The 15,513-nt window shown below is 58.1% G+C and carries 13 protein-coding genes; 8 read left to right on the top strand and 5 right to left on the bottom strand.

The window, feature by feature from the left end:
• Positions 1–15: 15 nt before the first annotated feature.
• The 4 genes from der (at position 16) to KDX37_RS09360 (ending at position 4,014) form a co-directional block, all read left to right on the top strand.
• Positions 16–1,485 (top strand): ribosome biogenesis GTPase Der, encoded by a 1,470-nt coding sequence (gene der / locus KDX37_RS09375; RefSeq protein ID WP_231652394.1) that lies wholly within the window; start codon positions 16–18, stop codon positions 1,483–1,485.
• 112 nt (positions 1,486–1,597) lie between these two features.
• Positions 1,598–2,746, top strand: a complete 1,149-nt coding sequence (locus KDX37_RS09370; protein ID WP_231652393.1) for a pyridoxal phosphate-dependent aminotransferase — start codon at positions 1,598–1,600, stop codon at positions 2,744–2,746.
• Positions 2,734–3,525: an amidohydrolase gene (locus KDX37_RS09365; protein WP_231652391.1), complete on the top strand. Its 792-nt coding sequence runs from the start codon at positions 2,734–2,736 to the stop codon at positions 3,523–3,525. The genes KDX37_RS09370 and KDX37_RS09365 overlap by 13 nt, the downstream gene beginning before the upstream one ends.
• Before the next feature lie 60 nt (positions 3,526–3,585).
• The gene (locus KDX37_RS09360; protein WP_231652390.1) at positions 3,586–4,014 is read left to right on the top strand and encodes a hypothetical protein; all 429 of its coding nucleotides are present in this window, start codon (positions 3,586–3,588) and stop codon (positions 4,012–4,014) included.
• An 82-nt stretch (positions 4,015–4,096) separates the two neighbouring features.
• Here the strand turns inward: KDX37_RS09360 and KDX37_RS09355 are convergent, their stop codons facing one another.
• The 5 genes from KDX37_RS09355 to xseA form a co-directional block, all read right to left on the bottom strand.
• Positions 4,097–4,966, bottom strand: coding sequence for an isocitrate lyase/PEP mutase family protein (locus tag KDX37_RS09355; protein ID WP_231652389.1), 870 nt, complete (start codon positions 4,964–4,966; stop codon positions 4,097–4,099).
• A 370-nt stretch (positions 4,967–5,336) separates the two neighbouring features.
• Positions 5,337–7,007 (bottom strand): 2-isopropylmalate synthase, encoded by a 1,671-nt coding sequence (gene leuA / locus KDX37_RS09350; protein ID WP_231652387.1) that lies wholly within the window; start codon positions 7,005–7,007, stop codon positions 5,337–5,339.
• 511 nt (positions 7,008–7,518) lie between these two features.
• Entirely contained in the window at positions 7,519–8,181 is a 663-nt protein-coding gene (locus tag KDX37_RS09345) for a DUF4214 domain-containing protein (RefSeq protein WP_231652386.1), read from the bottom strand.
• 209 nt (positions 8,182–8,390) lie between these two features.
• Positions 8,391–9,215, bottom strand: coding sequence for a peptidoglycan DD-metalloendopeptidase family protein (locus KDX37_RS09340; RefSeq protein WP_231652385.1), 825 nt, complete (start codon positions 9,213–9,215; stop codon positions 8,391–8,393).
• A 7-nt stretch (positions 9,216–9,222) separates the two neighbouring features.
• Positions 9,223–10,602, bottom strand: a complete 1,380-nt coding sequence (gene xseA, locus KDX37_RS09335; RefSeq protein ID WP_231652384.1) for an exodeoxyribonuclease VII large subunit — start codon at positions 10,600–10,602, stop codon at positions 9,223–9,225.
• Positions 10,603–10,812: 210 nt separating this feature from the next.
• Here xseA and KDX37_RS09330 point away from each other — a divergent pair, with 210 nt between their 5' ends.
• The 4 genes from KDX37_RS09330 (at position 10,813) to guaA (ending at position 15,460) form a co-directional block, all read left to right on the top strand.
• Complete coding sequence (locus tag KDX37_RS09330) at positions 10,813–11,592, top strand: sulfite exporter TauE/SafE family protein (RefSeq protein ID WP_231652383.1); 780 nt, start codon at positions 10,813–10,815, stop codon at positions 11,590–11,592.
• A gap of 71 nt (positions 11,593–11,663) precedes the next feature.
• On the top strand, positions 11,664–12,212 hold the full coding sequence (locus KDX37_RS09325; protein ID WP_231652382.1) for a sugar ABC transporter ATPase: 549 nt from the start codon (positions 11,664–11,666) through the stop codon (positions 12,210–12,212).
• 95 nt (positions 12,213–12,307) lie between these two features.
• A complete protein-coding gene (gene guaB / locus KDX37_RS09320) occupies positions 12,308–13,777 on the top strand; it encodes an IMP dehydrogenase (RefSeq protein WP_231652380.1) in 1,470 nt (489 codons plus the stop codon).
• 105 nt (positions 13,778–13,882) lie between these two features.
• Positions 13,883–15,460 (top strand): glutamine-hydrolyzing GMP synthase, encoded by a 1,578-nt coding sequence (gene guaA / locus KDX37_RS09315; protein WP_231652379.1) that lies wholly within the window; start codon positions 13,883–13,885, stop codon positions 15,458–15,460.
• The last annotated feature ends 53 nt before the right edge of the window (positions 15,461–15,513 follow it).

The following is a 15,513-nucleotide window of genomic DNA, read 5'->3' as shown; positions in this document are numbered from 1 at the left end:
GAAGTGGAGAGCCGCATGGTTCCCGTAATCGCCCTGGTGGGTCGACCGAACGTCGGCAAGTCCACCATGTTCAACCGCCTGACCAGGACCCGCGACGCCATTGTCGGCGATCTGTCCGGTCTTACCCGTGATCGCCAATACGGAGAGGCGAAGTGGCAAGGGCGCTCCTATATTCTGATCGACACCGGCGGTATATCTGGTGACGAGCATGGCATGGACGAAAAAATGGCCGAGCAGTCGCTGCTCGCCATCGAAGAAGCCGATGTTGTGCTGTTTCTCGTGGACGCCCGCGCAGGCTATACCGCCGCCGATCAGATGATTGGTGAGCACCTGCGCAAGCGCAACAAGCGTTCTTATGTGGTTGCCAACAAGATTGATAACATCGACGAGAACCTGGCGCGTGCCGAGTTCAGCCCGATGGGTCTGGGTGACGCCATTCCGGTGGCCGGTGCTCACGGTCGTGGTATCTCGCAGATGCTCGAAATCGCCCTGCGGGAATTCCCGAAGGATGAGGACGAGCTCGAAGAGGGCGAGATCGAGGAAGTCGCTGAAGGCGAAGAAGCCAAGCGCATTCCAGGCCCAAGCGAAAAAGACGGTATCAAGATCGCGATCATCGGTCGTCCGAACGTCGGCAAGTCGACGCTGGTCAACCGCATGCTTGGCGAAGACCGGGTCATCGTTTACGACCAGCCGGGCACCACGCGCGACAGTATCTACATCCCGTTCGAGCGGAATGACGAGAAGTACACGCTGATTGACACCGCTGGTGTGCGCAAGCGCGGCAAGATCCACGAGGAGGTTGAAAAGTTCTCGGTGGTCAAAACGCTGCAGGCCATCAAGGACGCCAACGTGGTGATCTTCGTGATGGACGCCCGCGAAGGTGTGGTCGATCACGACCTCAACCTGCTCGGTTTTGCGCTGGAATCTGGTCGTGCACTGGTCATCGCGCTGAACAAATGGGATGGCATGACCCCCGGCGAGCGTGACTTTGTGAAGGTTGAGCTGGAACGTCGTCTGTTTTTCGTCGACTTCGCAGACATTCACTTCATCTCGGCCATGCACGGCACGGGCGTGGGCAACCTCTATCAGTCGGTGCAGAACTCGTTCAAGTCGGCCGTTACGCGCTGGCCAACCAGCCGTCTGACCCAGATTCTGGAAGACGCTGTCAGCGAGCATGCGCCGCCGATGGTCGGCAGCCGCCGCATCAAGCTGCGTTACGCGCACTTGGGTGGTGCCAACCCGCCATTGATCGTGATTCACGGCAACCAGGTCGAGAAAGTACCCAAGTCTTACGTCCGGTATCTGGAAAACACTTACCGTCGTGTACTGAAACTGGTCGGTACTCCGATCCGTATCGAGTTCAAAGGTGGCGAGAACCCGTACGAAGGTAACAAGAACACGCTGACTGACCGCCAGGTCAACAAGAAGCGTCGGATGATGTCGCACCACAAGAAAGCCGACAAGAAGCGCCGCGACAAGCGCTGAGTCAGCAACCTGGAAAAAGGCGCCACTGGCGCCTTTTTTTATGCGCGCTCGATGGGCTATCCTGCCTGACCCGTGCCGCCGTGGTGTCGGGGGATTTCAGGGAAAGGGCTCCATGATCGACAGCAAGTTGCCTAATGTGGGCACCACCATTTTCACTACCATGTCCCAGCTGGCTGCCGAAACCGGCGGTATCAATCTGTCTCAGGGTTTTCCCGATTTCGACGGGCCGCAGGCGTTGCGTGATGCAGTCTGCAAGCATGTGATGCAGGGTCATAACCAATACTCGCCGATGACCGGCTTGCCAGCTCTGCGCCAGCAGGTCGCGGCCAAGATTGCCCGCAGTTACGGTCGTCAAGTCAATGCCGACAGCGAAATTACCATTACGCCGGGGGCGACCCAGGCAATCTTCTGTGCCATCCAGAGCGTTATCCGTTCCGGTGACGAGGTCATCATTTTTGACCCGTGCTACGACAGTTATGAGCCAGCTGTCCAACTGGCCGGTGGACGTTGCGTGCATGTGCAGCTTGGTCTGGATGACTTCTCCATTGATTGGCAGAAGCTGACCGATGCCCTGAGCCCGCGCACGCGCATGATCGTCATCAACAGCCCCCACAACCCGAGCGGGGCACTGATCAGTCGTGCCGAGCTTGATCGGTTGGCCGCGCTGATTGCCGACCGCGATATCTATCTGCTGAGCGACGAAGTGTACGAGCACCTGGTATTCGACGGTCTCCAGCATGTCAGCGTGCTGGATCACGAAGCGCTGTATCAGCGCGCTTTCGTGGTCAGCTCATTCGGCAAAACGTATCACGTGACAGGCTGGAAAACCGGCTACGTGGTCGCGCCACCGGCCTTGACGGCCGAATTGCGCAAGGTGCATCAGTACGTGAGTTTTTGCGGCGTGACACCCTTGCAGTTCGCCCTGGCTGAGTTCATGGCTGAGCATCCCGAGCATGTCGATGAGCTGCCCGCATTCTATCAAGCCAAGCGTGACTATTTCTGTGATCAGCTTGCAGCCTCGCGCTTCAGCTTCAAACGTGTGGGCGGCACGTATTTTCAGCTGGTTGACTATTCACAGATTCGGCCCGACCTGGATGACGTCGACATGGCGTTGTGGATGACGCGCGAACACGGCGTCGCCAGTATCCCGATATCGGTGTTCTACCAGAGCCCACCGCAAGGCCAGCGCCTGATCCGTTTGTGCTTTGCCAAGCAGGAGGAGACGCTGCGTCAGGCAGCGGAGAGACTATGCGCGATTTGAGTCAGTTACCTAACCTGAATATCGCCCTGGTGCAGACCACACTGGTCTGGCACGACCGCGAAGCCAATCTTGAACACTTCGAGACGTTGCTTGATCAAGCACCAGAAGCCGATCTGGTGATCCTGCCGGAAATGTTCACGACGGGCTTTTCCATGGAGTCGGAAAAACTGGCAGAGCCAGAAGAAGGGCCTACTTCGGTCTGGATGCTGGCCCAGGCCAAACGTATCAATGCGGTCATTACCGGCAGCGTGATCATTCGCGCAGCCGATGGTACTCATCGTAATCGCCTGCTGTGGGCGCGTCCTGACGGCGAGCTGCTGCATTACGACAAACGCCACCTGTTCCGCATGGCGGGTGAGCACGAGCACTATTCGCCAGGCGATCGACAAGTCATGTTCGAGCTCAACGGTTGGCGCATTCGGCCGTTGATTTGTTATGACCTGCGCTTTCCGGTCTGGAGTCGCGATTCACAGGACACAGACCTGTTGCTTTATACCGCCAACTGGCCAGGAGCTCGACGCATGCACTGGAACCGCTTGTTGCCCGCCAGAGCCATCGAAAACCTGTGTTATGTGGCGGCGGTTAACCGTGTTGGAACGGACGGCAAGGGGTTCGCTTACACGGGCGACAGCCAGGTGCTGGATTTTCAGGGAGAGAGCCTTCTGGGCGCTGGTGAGGCGGATGGTGTCTTTCAGGCGACGTTGAGCGCCACGGACCTGCAAGCCTACCGGACACGCTTTCCGGCAGGGCTGGACGCAGATTCATTTATTATTCATTAAAAAGTGCTTCAGATTGTTACAAGGCCGCCGATAGTGAGTCCAGAACCCTCGGAGATCGTCATGACTACTATCAATACGTCCACGCTCAGTGCTTACTCAAGCTCGTTCTCATTGTCGGTAACTACCAAGGACGCGCAGGCGGCCGCTGCTGCAAACACGACGACGGATGACAAGAAAACGACTGAGGTGTCCCTGGAAGGCGCAACGACCAACGCGGCGTCCGGCGGTAGTGCGGGAGGGTCGAGCAAGTCTGCTCTCGATGAAACCATCGACAGGATAAAGGAGCAGATCAAACAGACCCAAAAACAACTGGCTCAAGAGCAGGCGCAGCTGGCGGCTGTTCAGAACGGTTCCGGTACGCCTGAAGAAAAAGCTCAGCGTGCCATGTCTATTCAGGCTCAAATCGTAGCGACCAACGCTGCTCTTCAGACCCTGCAAGGCTCGCTGTTGCAACTTATGAACGAAGGTGGCGTCAACACCACAGCTTGATCCTGTTGTTGCATAGCAAAAAGCCTCCGTCTCGGTTGAGACGGAGGCTTTTTCGTTACAGGCACCGTGTAGCGCTTCTGGCTTACTCGTTGACGTTCATGAACTTCTTCGCCCACTCGACGTAGTCTTCCGGCTTCGTGTAGGTGTGGGTCAGCTCGGTCGCGCTCATGTTCGAGGTGCTGCCAAGTATCTGGCGCTGTTCACGCAGGCAGTCGTAGGTCGCCTTGATCGCTGCGAAGTAGGCTGCGTGCCCATCCACGCAGATCCGTACGCCCATTTCAGCAAGGCGCTGGTTGTCGTGCAGCTCCGGGTTGCCGTAGGTCACCAGCATAAGCGGAACGGTCAGCCCTTCGGAAATCTGTGCCAGGTGCTCGAAGTCTCGGATGCCGACAATGGTGATTCCATCAGCGCCAGCGCTCTGGTACTGCTGGACGCGACTGATGGCTTCTTGCACGGGGATGATCGCCGCGTTGGTGCGGGCGAAGATCGACAGCTCCGGATCAACGCGTGCTTCCAGCGCCGCGCGAATCTTGCCGACGCCTTCGGCTGTGGAAATCAGATCGGTAGACTTGCGGCCAAACTGGGCCGGCAGCAGGGTATCTTCGATCGTCAGCGCAGAAATACCTGCGCGCTCCAGTTCAGTAACGGTGCGCATGACGTTAAGGGCATTGCCATAACCATGGTCGGCGTCCGCAATGACGGGAAGTTGGGCAACGCGGCCAATGCGCGTGGCCTGTTCAACGAATTCGCTGAGAGTAATAAGTGCAAAGTCGGGAGCGGCGAGTACCTGCAAGGAGGCTACCGAGCCACCGAGGATGCCGACTTCAAAACCCAGGTCTGCGGCGATTCGGGCCGACATGGGGTCAAACACCGAGGCTGTGTGAAAGCACGAATCTGAAGAAGTAAGAGCGCGAAAGCTGCGACGCAGGTCTTGATGGGAAGCCTTGGGCATAATCGCTCCAAATGTGATTGGATCAGCTCAGCGTTACCGAGGCCGATGGTAATTTCAATGCACGGTCGGTCTGCCCGTGCATTCTTTTCGTCCGGAAAACAATGCAGTAGTCGTTTTGGTTTTTATAGAAAGAATGTAGCTGGCAGGTAAGTCCAGAATGGCATCTTCAGCTTATGAATTGCCGTTGGATGTGCGCCAGTCAGGAATAAAGGCAGCATGCTACCACAGCATAAATAAAAAGATTATGCCGAAACGGACAGGGTCATGCGCGAAATGAAAGAGGCCCGCAGGCCAGCGTGACCAGGACGCGAGAGACGTCTCGCAACGTAAAAAAGGGCAGCGGAGTCAGGCTCGCTGCCCTTGTGCTCGATCAGGCTGCCTTGGCTTGCGCTTGGCTCAGTGAGCGATTGAGAGCACTGAACAGCGCACGGAAGCTGGCCGTGGTGATGTTCTCGTCAATCCCCACACCATGCACAGCGCGATCACCATTGACGCGCAGCTCAATGTAGGCCGCCGCTTTGGCTGTGGTGCCCGAACCGATGGCATGCTCGTTGTAATCCATGATTTCAACAGCAATCGGCAAGCCTGCCACGAGCGCTTCCAAAGCACCCTTGCCTTTGCCGCGCCAATGCTGGGTTTCGCCATCGACATGCACTTCGGCGTCAACCGAGCTGTTGCCATTTTCTTCCTGCAGCTTGTGGCTGATCAGCGCATAAGGCACGTTGGCTTGCAGGTACTCGCGACGCAGCAGCGAGTGAATCTGTTCAGCCGTCATTTCGAGGCCCAGGCGGTCGGTTTCGCCCTGTACAACCTGGCTGAACTCGATCTGCATACGGCGGGGCAGGGCAATGCCGTATTCCTGTTCCAGAAGGTACGCAATGCCGCCTTTGCCGGACTGGCTGTTGACGCGAATCACCGCCTCATAGCTGCGACCAATATCCGCTGGGTCGATTGGCAGGTACGGAACCTCCCACAGCTCGCCTTCCTTCTGTTGGGTGAAACCCTTGCGGATCGCATCCTGGTGCGAGCCGGAGAAGGCGGTGTGGACCAGGTCGCCCACATATGGGTGACGTGGATGAACCGGGATCTGGTTGCACTCTTCGACGACTTTGCGCACGCCGTCGATATCGGAGAAATCCAGCTCAGGGTTGATGCCCTGGGTGTACAGGTTCAGCGCGACAGTCACCAGGTCGACGTTGCCAGTACGCTCGCCATTGCCGAACAGACAGCCTTCGACACGATCTGCACCGGCCATCAGGCCCAGTTCGGTGGCCGCAACGCCAGTTCCGCGGTCATTGTGAGTGTGCAGACTGATCAACACGCTGTCGCGACGGTTGATGTGACGGCCAAACCACTCGATCTGGTCGGCATAGACGTTAGGTGTCGCCACTTCCACCGTGGCCGGGAGGTTGAGGATTACCTTGTTCTCTGGTGTCGGGTTCCATACCTCGATGACTGCGTCACAGACTTCTTTGGCGAACTCAAGTTCGGTGGCACTGAACGTCTCTGGCGAATACTCGAAAGTCCACTGGGTTTCAGGCTGCTGCGCTGCAAACTTGACGAACAGTTTGGCAGCGTTGACTGCGATCTCCTTGACGCCGGCCTTGTCCTGATTGAAAACAATGCGGCGGAAAGAAGGGCTGGTCGCGTTATAGAGGTGAACGATGGCTTTCTTGGCACCGCGCAGCGATTCGAAGGTGCGCGCGATCAGATCTTCGCGGCCCTGGGTCAGCACCTGAATGGTGGTGTCATCCGGGATGTGCCCGTCTTCAATCAACGTACGCACGAAATCGAAATCGGTTTGCGATGCGGCCGGGAACGACGCCTCGATTTCCTTGACGCCGACACTGACCAGCGTTTTCCAGAAGCGCAGCTTTTTGACCGCATCCATTGGCTCGATCAGCGATTGGTTACCGTCGCGCAGGTCAGAACTGCACCAGATCGGCGCCGTATTAATGGTCTTGGAAGGCCATGTACGGTCAGGCAGATTGATGGTGGGAAAGGCGCGGTACTTTTTCGAGGGATCGGTGAGCATGGTCATGTGAACAGTCCTTGAGTACAGAGTGGGCCGAGAAAAGGCGGCCAGCCATTACAAATACAGCGGGCGAGGCAACTCGATTCAGCTTTGCAGTCGTGCACTGACGAGGCTGAGACACCGGTGCTGGCGCAGCAGGATAAGTGTTTGAGAGGTTTTCATGAGGCCAAGTTAACCACTGGGGTGAAGGTTGGCAAGCACTTGAAAAAATATGGGATAAATTCTCGAAAAAAGCAGAATTAAGCTTTTTTATAGCGGAATAAGTCAATTCTGAACTTATTAATTGTTGCTGAAGCCGGCTCAGCGCAAAGATGCTTCGCGAAGCCAGTGCGCAGTGACCCATCGCAGCGATTGCTGGCCCGAAATGCTCAGAAAGTAGGAAGAACAGGCGGGAACACCGTACTAGCGCTACGGAGGGGTCTCGCAATATATCTGAGGCGAAGGACGCGCCAGATCAAGTGCCTGGCTGGCTACTCAATGAACGGGCCCTGATCCGGGCCCGCTTGCATTAGCGTCATCAGAAGGTGTTTTCCGCGACCGCCGGTGGCTGGCCAACCAGTTGCAGAAAAGCATCGACTGAGTCGGCGCTCAACGCCACGAACTCGGCAGACTCTGAGAAGCCAATCACTACGTCTTCCCTGTCTTGTATGTCATTTTCGAGCTGACCCACCCACAAGTTCTTGCCAGCGGCATCGGCGTTGCGATCCAGCACATTCAGATAAACCCGATCAATAAATGCGGCATTGTCCAGCGTGCTGTAGGTCTGCGAGAATTCTGGGCTTTTTATAAAGCTTTCAGCGACGTCATCGAACTCCATGCCGCGGTCCAGTTGCTGCTCCCAGTAGCGGAAGCCTTCCTGATCCGGTGCTCGATCAAATACGGCCATGTAAAGGCGCGCCAGTGACGCATCTGAGGCCACGGGGACCGGGCTGTCTGTTTGATCGGGGCTGCTATAAGAAGACGAAATTTCTCGAAAAGTGCCAGACCCGTCAAGATCACGGTAAACCGTGGTTTCCAGCAGGCCATCATCGCGCTCGGTATGCACGACATCAGAACCCGACAGCGTATAGGTCTCGTCAGCGTCAATGTGCTCCAATTCCCAGCGGCCGTCGTCAGATTCATAAACTCGCTGAATCTCGCCAGAAACAATATCAAAGCGCTTCAGATCATTATCAGACATGCCGTATTTCCTTCCGAGGGATTGTGTGTCTGGCACAGTACGATCGGAAACTTAAATGAAACTTAAACGTAATGTTTCGAATGGTCAGCGAGGAAAACATGCAGAGGTGATGCCCGCAGCGCTGTCGGGCGTTGCCAGTGAGACGAGAGCTTCGCAGTCGCAGATGTGCTGCGAAACGCTGAGGACGATCCGGGGAAACGCTTGAAGCCTTAAGGCTGAAACGCACCAATGAAGATGGCTGGATCGACGCGGGCGTCGTTCAGGCTGACGTTCCAGTGCATGTGCGGGCCAGTCGCACGGCCCGTTGCGCCCACCTTGCCGACGACGCCACCACGCGGCACGTTGTCACCGGTTTTTACGTCAATCTTCGACATGTGACAGAACATGCTGATGAAACCCTGGCCATGGTCAACGAACACTGTATTGCCATTGAAGAAGTAATCGCCGATCAGAATCACCTTGCCAGCGGCTGGAGATTTGATGGGCGTGCCAGCGGGAACAGCGAAGTCCAGGCCTGCATGAGGGTTACGCTCCTCGCCATTGAAAAAGCGTCGAACGCCAAACTTGCTCGACAGCGGGCCGTTGACCGGCTTGTCGAGGATCAGGTTGCTGGGCGTACCGGGGCTGAAGCTGCGATACGCACGGATCTGCTCGGCCAATTCGCCCTCAATGCGTTTGGTGTCTTCCGGGTTTGGGTTTACCTGCCGCTTGTTCTTGAGCGTGATGCGCTGTTCTGGATAATTCTTGTTACCCACCGTGAAGGTCAGAGTGCGACCGCCACTCGCCAATTGCTGGGTGCCGGGTTTGATCGTCAACGGAATACCGACGATGGCCAGCCAGCGAACGCCCTGTTCCTTGACCACGAGCACCGGTTTGCCTTGATAAGTCGCAGTAGGTGCCTGCGCGCCTGTGCCCAGATCCACGACGGCAACGCCGCCGGGCACCGGTTTGTTCAGGGCGCGGGTGATGAAACTGTCGGCCTGGGCAGGTAGACATAGCAGCAAGGCAAGCAAGGGGGCGATAAAACGCAGCATTGGGCAGTCAGTCCAGAAGAGAAAGGGTCACGGGCGTGAGGTGGTTGTCTTCGACGCGTACTTGCAGTTCGCCTTCACCGAGCTTTGCCGTCAGGCGCTGGCCAGTTCGGGTTTGCGCTGCATTGCGGATCGCTTGCCCGCGTTCATCGAGGAGGATGCTGTAGCCGCGTCCCAGTGTGGCCAGCGGACTGACCACATTGAGTGTCTGCATCTGGCTTTGCAGTTGCAGTTTGCGGGTCTTGATCTGTTCGCGAATGGCGCGAGGCAGGCGTTCGGCCAGCACCTCCAGACGCTGACGCAGAAACGCCAGGGTACGCCCTGGATGTTGCGCGGCCAGACGGCTTTCCATGTGCGCGAGGCGAACCTTGCGCGTATGCATGTTCTGTTCGAAGGCGCGACGCAGACGCATGTCCAGGTCATCCAGGCGCTGAGCCTGCTGACGCAGACGCTCACCAGGGTGACGCAAGCGGCGCGAGATGCCGTCCAGGCGCAGCCGTTCACGCATCAGCCTGTCCTGCATCCGGCTCACCAGCCGACGGTGCAGATTATCGACGCGGCGATGCAGATCGCTGGAGTCCGGCGCCAGCAGTTCTGCAGCAGCGGAGGGCGTTGGCGCACGCACATCAGCGACGAAGTCACTGATCGATACGTCGGTTTCATGGCCTACCGCACTGACGATGGGCGTGACACAGGCATCGATGGCGCGGGCGACAGCCTCTTCGTTAAAGCACCACAGGTCTTCTAGCGAGCCGCCGCCACGGGCCAGGATCAATGCGTCGAAGCCTCTGGAGTCAGCCAGTTTCAAAGCGCGAACTATCTGATTGATAGCCTCGCGTCCTTGAACGGCGGTCGGGATCAGTGTCAGCTCGACGCGCGGTGCGCGGCGGCGGAACACACTGATGATGTCGCGAATGACCGCACCGGTGGGCGAGCTGATGATCCCGATGCGTTGCGGGTGCAGCGGAAGTGCGACCTTGCGTTCGGCGCTGAACAGTCCTTCATCGCTCAGCTTGGCTTTGAGGGCATCGAAGGCCAGACGCAGTGCACCATCGCCGGCAGGCTCGACCGTATCGAGGATCAACTGGTAATCACCACGGCCTTCGAACAGCGAAACCTTGCCGCGTACCTTGACCTGCAAGCCGTCCTTGAGCGCTTGCCTGACGCGGGCTGCGCTCTGACGAAACAGCGCGCAACGCACTTGAGCACCAGAGTCCTTCAGGGTGAAGTACACGTGGCCCGAAGCCGGGCGCGAGAGGTTGGATATCTCGCCCTCGACCCAGATGCTGCTGAACACGTCCTCCAGCAACACCCGCGCGCGGCCGTTGAGCTGGCTGACAGTAAGGACTTCCCGGTCGAGGCCGAGTCTTGCGAAAGGGTCTTTGATCATGGCGGGCATCATAAAGGCAATAGGCTTTCAGCGCATCCGCGCATGTCGGTTCCCCGGTCCGGGGGCTGTGTACATCGCGCTTCGGGTTGGCCTGCGTCGACTTTCAAGGCATTGGATAGTTTTCTGACGAGACTTGATGCACAGTCATTGCAGCCCATCAGGCCGTTTTGATGGTCGATGATTCAGTAAAGTTTTCAGGGAGGAAAGCCGGTGGCTGTTTTCGATGTGGCGCAGGCATTCACGCAACTCGGCTTCACGCCGCTTGACTGGTTGCTGATCGAACTGAGCGTACTCGCAGCTTATATAGTGTTCGGCGTTGCCGGTTTCGGCACAGCGCTGGTGGCTGGGCCCATCCTGATTCACTTCATGCCGCTGTCGCGGATCATTCCTTTGCTGGTGATGCTGGATTTTCTGGCTGCGTTCGGCAACCTGCTTCCAGCACGCCAGTCGGTGGTGCGGTCCGAGTTGTTGCGGCTGCTGCCTTGCATGGCAACAGGCTGCACGGTGGGAGTGGTGTTTCTGCTCAACCTCAAGTCAGACCTGCTGCTGTTATTGATGGGCATTTTTGTCACGGCTTACGCGCTGTACAGCCTGGCGGTGAAGCTCCGACCGGCGCAATTGTCTGCCGGATGGGCGATTCCCATGGGCACCATCGGCGGATTGTTCGGTGCGCTGTTCGGCAGCGGCGGTTTTCTATACGCCCTCTACCTGAACAGCCGGCTTGCGTCCAAAGAGCAGGCGAGGGCCACACAAAGTGCGCTGATCAGTTGCAGCACAGTGGTCCGCCTGAGCCTGTTTGTGATTGCTGGTGTCTATGCGGAAATTCCGCTGCTGGTGCTGGGTGCCTGCCTGCTACCCGCCATGTTGCTGGGTTCCTGGTCAGGGCGGTCGCTGGTGAGCAGGCTTTCCAGGGAGGCCTTTGTACGGCTGGTGACCTGGCTGGTGCTGGTCAGCGGCATCGCGTTGATAGGGCGCTACATTACAGGGTGATCGAGATTGACCTTGACCTCAGACGATGGCGGATTAAGCTGCCGCCTCACACAGCTTTCAGCGACACTGCCATGAACACCCAAAGTATCATCGTCCCGCAAATTTCCACGTTCCCGGCGCACGAGGCCAGAGCACGGCTGATCCTGCGCTGGCTGGTCAAGCTTGATGTGGTTGAGCCCGAACTGACCACCTGTGGACGGACCTACAACAAAATGGCCTATGCCATAGCGCACGGTGCTCGGCGTGTGGTGCACAACCCCGACACGCTACCGTTCGGGCAGACCGTCAATGGTCTGGAGGTCGTCACCAAACGCTGCATTTTCACGCCGCTCAAGGATTTCGCCGAAGAGGCAGGTTGCCCGGAGTGTCGACGCGAAGTCGGTGAAGCGCTGTTCGACAGTCTGGAAGACTGGATGCCTGGTCATACCGACAACTTCACCTGCCCTGAATGCAAGCATGAGGACGACATCAACGGGTTTCTGTTTCTCGACCCCTGCGGCTTTTCCAACCTTGGCTTCATCTTCAATAATTGGCTGGAGGCATCGTTTACCCAGACTTTTCTCGATGACTTCGCTGAGCGCCTGGACCGGCCGATTTCCTGCGTGAAGGTTCATTTATAGCGGCTATTGATAATAGACTGAGGTTTACATTGAGCTGGAAGGGGTGCACAGGTATAATGGCGCGCTTCCAATTTTCCCGCTCGGGAGCCCCCGCGATGCTGCGTATCAGTCAAGAAGCCCTTACATTCGACGACATTCTCCTTGTGCCCGGTTATTCCGAGGTACTGCCCAACGAAGTCAGTCTGAAAACCCGTTTGACCCGTGGCATCGAACTGAATATTCCTTTGGTCTCCGCTGCAATGGACACCGTCACTGAGGCGCGTCTGGCAATTGCCATGGCCCAGGAAGGCGGTATCGGTATCATCCACAAGAACATGACCATCGAGCAGCAGGCTGCCGAAGTGCGCAAGGTCAAGAAGTTCGAGGCCGGTGTCGTCAAGGACCCGATCACGATCGAGGCCGACGCAACGGTTCGCGACCTGTTCGAATTGACCCGCATGCACAACATCTCCGGCGTACCGGTACTGCATGATGGCGACCTGGTCGGCATCGTGACGTCCCGTGACGTTCGTTTCGAGAACCGTCTTGATGTTCCTGTTCGTGAAGTGATGACGCCCAAAGAGCGTCTGGTCACTGTGCGTGAAGGCGCTGACAAGAACGAAGTGCGCGAACTGCTGCACAAGCACCGCCTCGAGAAAGTCCTGATCGTCGACGCCAACTTCGCCCTCAAGGGCATGATGACCGTCAAGGACATCGAAAAAGCCAAGGCCTATCCACTCGCCAGCAAGGACGATCAGGCTCGCCTGCGCGTCGGCGCTGCAGTGGGTACTGGCAAGGACACCGGCGAGCGTGTGACCGCGCTGGTTGCCGCAGGCGTTGACGTTGTTGTGGTCGACACCGCGCACGGCCACTCCAAGGGCGTGATCGACCGTGTTCGCTGGGTCAAGGAAAACTTCCCTCAGGTACAGGTCATTGGCGGCAACATCGCCACTGGCGCAGCCGCCAAGGCGCTGGTCGAAGCGGGTGCTGATGCGGTCAAGGTCGGCATCGGTCCAGGCTCGATCTGCACCACCCGTATCGTGGCCGGTGTTGGTGTACCGCAAATCAGCGCCATCGCCAACGTCGCAGCTGCCCTTGAAGGCACAGGCGTGCCGATGATCGCCGATGGCGGTATCCGCTTCTCCGGTGACCTGTCGAAGGCCATCGTGGCCGGTGCTTCCTGCGTGATGATGGGCTCGATGTTTGCCGGAACCGAAGAGGCTCCGGGCGAAATCGAACTGTTCCAGGGTCGCTCCTACAAGGCGTACCGTGGTATGGGCTCGCTGGGTGCTATGTCCCAGGCTCAAGGTTCTTCGGACCGCTACTTCCAGGACTCGTCCGCCGGTGCTGAAAAACTGGTACCGGAAGGCATCGAAGGCCGTGTGGCCTATAAAGGTCCGTTGTCGGCCATCATCCATCAACTGATGGGCGGCTTGCGCTCCTCGATGGGTTATACCGGCAGCGCAGACATCGAAGAGATGCGCACCAAGCCTGAGTTTGTCCGCATCACAGGCGCCGGCATGGCTGAATCCCACGTTCACGACGTGCAGATCACCAAGGAAGCGCCGAACTATCGCGTTGGTTGATCAGGTGTGCAGCGTGGTTTGTGCCACGCTGCAACCCAGCAAGTTTCATGGCCGGGGCTGTTGACGCAGCCCCGTGTCGTTTCTGTTTTTTGACGAGAATGAGTCATGGCCCTCGACATTCACGCCCACCGTATCCTGATCCTCGATTTCGGTTCCCAGTACACCCAACTGATCGCCCGCCGCGTGCGCGAAATCGGTGTGTACTGCGAGCTGCACCCGTTCGACATGGACGATGAAGCGATTCGCGAATTCGCTCCGCGCGGGATCATCCTCGCCGGCGGTCCCGAGTCCGTGCACGAAGCCGACAGCCCGCGCGCGCCACAGGCAGTGTTCGACCTCAACGTACCGGTCTTCGGCATTTGCTACGGCATGCAGACCATGGCCGAGCAGCTCGGCGGTCGCGTTGAAGGTTCCGACCTGCGCGAGTTCGGTTACGCCCGCGTCGACGTGGTCGGCAAGAGCCGCGTACTGGACGGTATCGAAGACCACATCGACGCCGACGGCGTATTCGGCCTCGACGTCTGGATGAGCCACGGTGACAAGGTTACCGAGATCCCGGAAGGCTTCCACGTTCTGGCCAGCACCCCGAGCTGCCCGATCGCCGGTATGGCTGACGACACCCGAGGCTACTACGGTGTGCAGTTCCACCCGGAAGTGACCCACACCAAACAGGGTGGCCGCATCCTGTCGCGCTTTATCCTCGACATCTGCGGTTGCGAAGCACTGTGGACGCCGTCGCACATTGCTGACGATGCCATCGCCACCATTCGTGCCCAGGTTGGCACTGACAACGTGCTGCTGGGCCTGTCCGGTGGCGTTGACTCTTCTGTGGTCGCGGCGCTGCTGCACAAGGCCATTGGTGATCAACTGACCTGCGTGTTCGTTGATAACGGTCTGCTGCGTCTGCACGAAGGCGAGCAAGTGATGGCCATGTTCGCCGAGAACATGGGCGTCAAGGTCATCCGCGCCAACGCCGAAGAGCAGTTTCTGAACAACCTGGAAGGCGAGAGCGATCCAGAGAAGAAGCGCAAGATCATCGGTCGTACCTTCATCGATGTGTTCGATGCCGAATCCTGCAAACTGGACAATATCAAGTACCTCGCTCAGGGCACCATCTACCCGGACGTGATCGAGTCGGCTGGCGCGAAAAGCGGCAAGGCTCACGTCATCAAGTCGCACCACAACGTGGGCGGCCTGCCGGAAGAAATGAACCTCAAGCTGGTCGAGCCACTGCGCGAGCTGTTCAAGGACGAAGTCCGCCGTCTGGGCCTCGAACTGGGCCTGCCGTACGACATGGTCTACCGCCACCCATTCCCGGGTCCAGGCCTGGGCGTGCGCATCCTCGGTGAAGTGAAGAAGGAATACGCCGACATCCTGCGTCGCGCCGACCACATCTTCATCGAAGAACTGCGCAAGGCCGACTGGTACCACAAGGTCAGCCAGGCATTCGTCGTCTTCCAGCCGGTGAAATCGGTCGGTGTGGTCGGCGATGGTCGCCGCTACGCCTGGGTCGTTGCGCTGCGCGCCGTTGAAACCATCGACTTCATGACCGCTCGTTGGGCACACCTGCCTTACGAACTGCTGGAAGTCGTCAGCGGCCGCATCATCAACGAAATCGAAGGCATCTCCCGCGTGACCTATGACGTCTCGAGCAAGCCGCCTGCGACGATTGAGTGGGAATGATTGGACGTCCGGCATCGTCCGGCACGATCTAGCAAAAAATGCCCTGAAGCCCG

Origin of the sequence: Pseudomonas californiensis (assembly GCF_021147775.1) — a bacterium.
GTDB classification, from domain to species: Bacteria; Pseudomonadota; Gammaproteobacteria; order Pseudomonadales; family Pseudomonadaceae; genus Aquipseudomonas; species Aquipseudomonas californiensis.
This window is presented reverse-complemented; position numbering and strand designations above follow the sequence as displayed.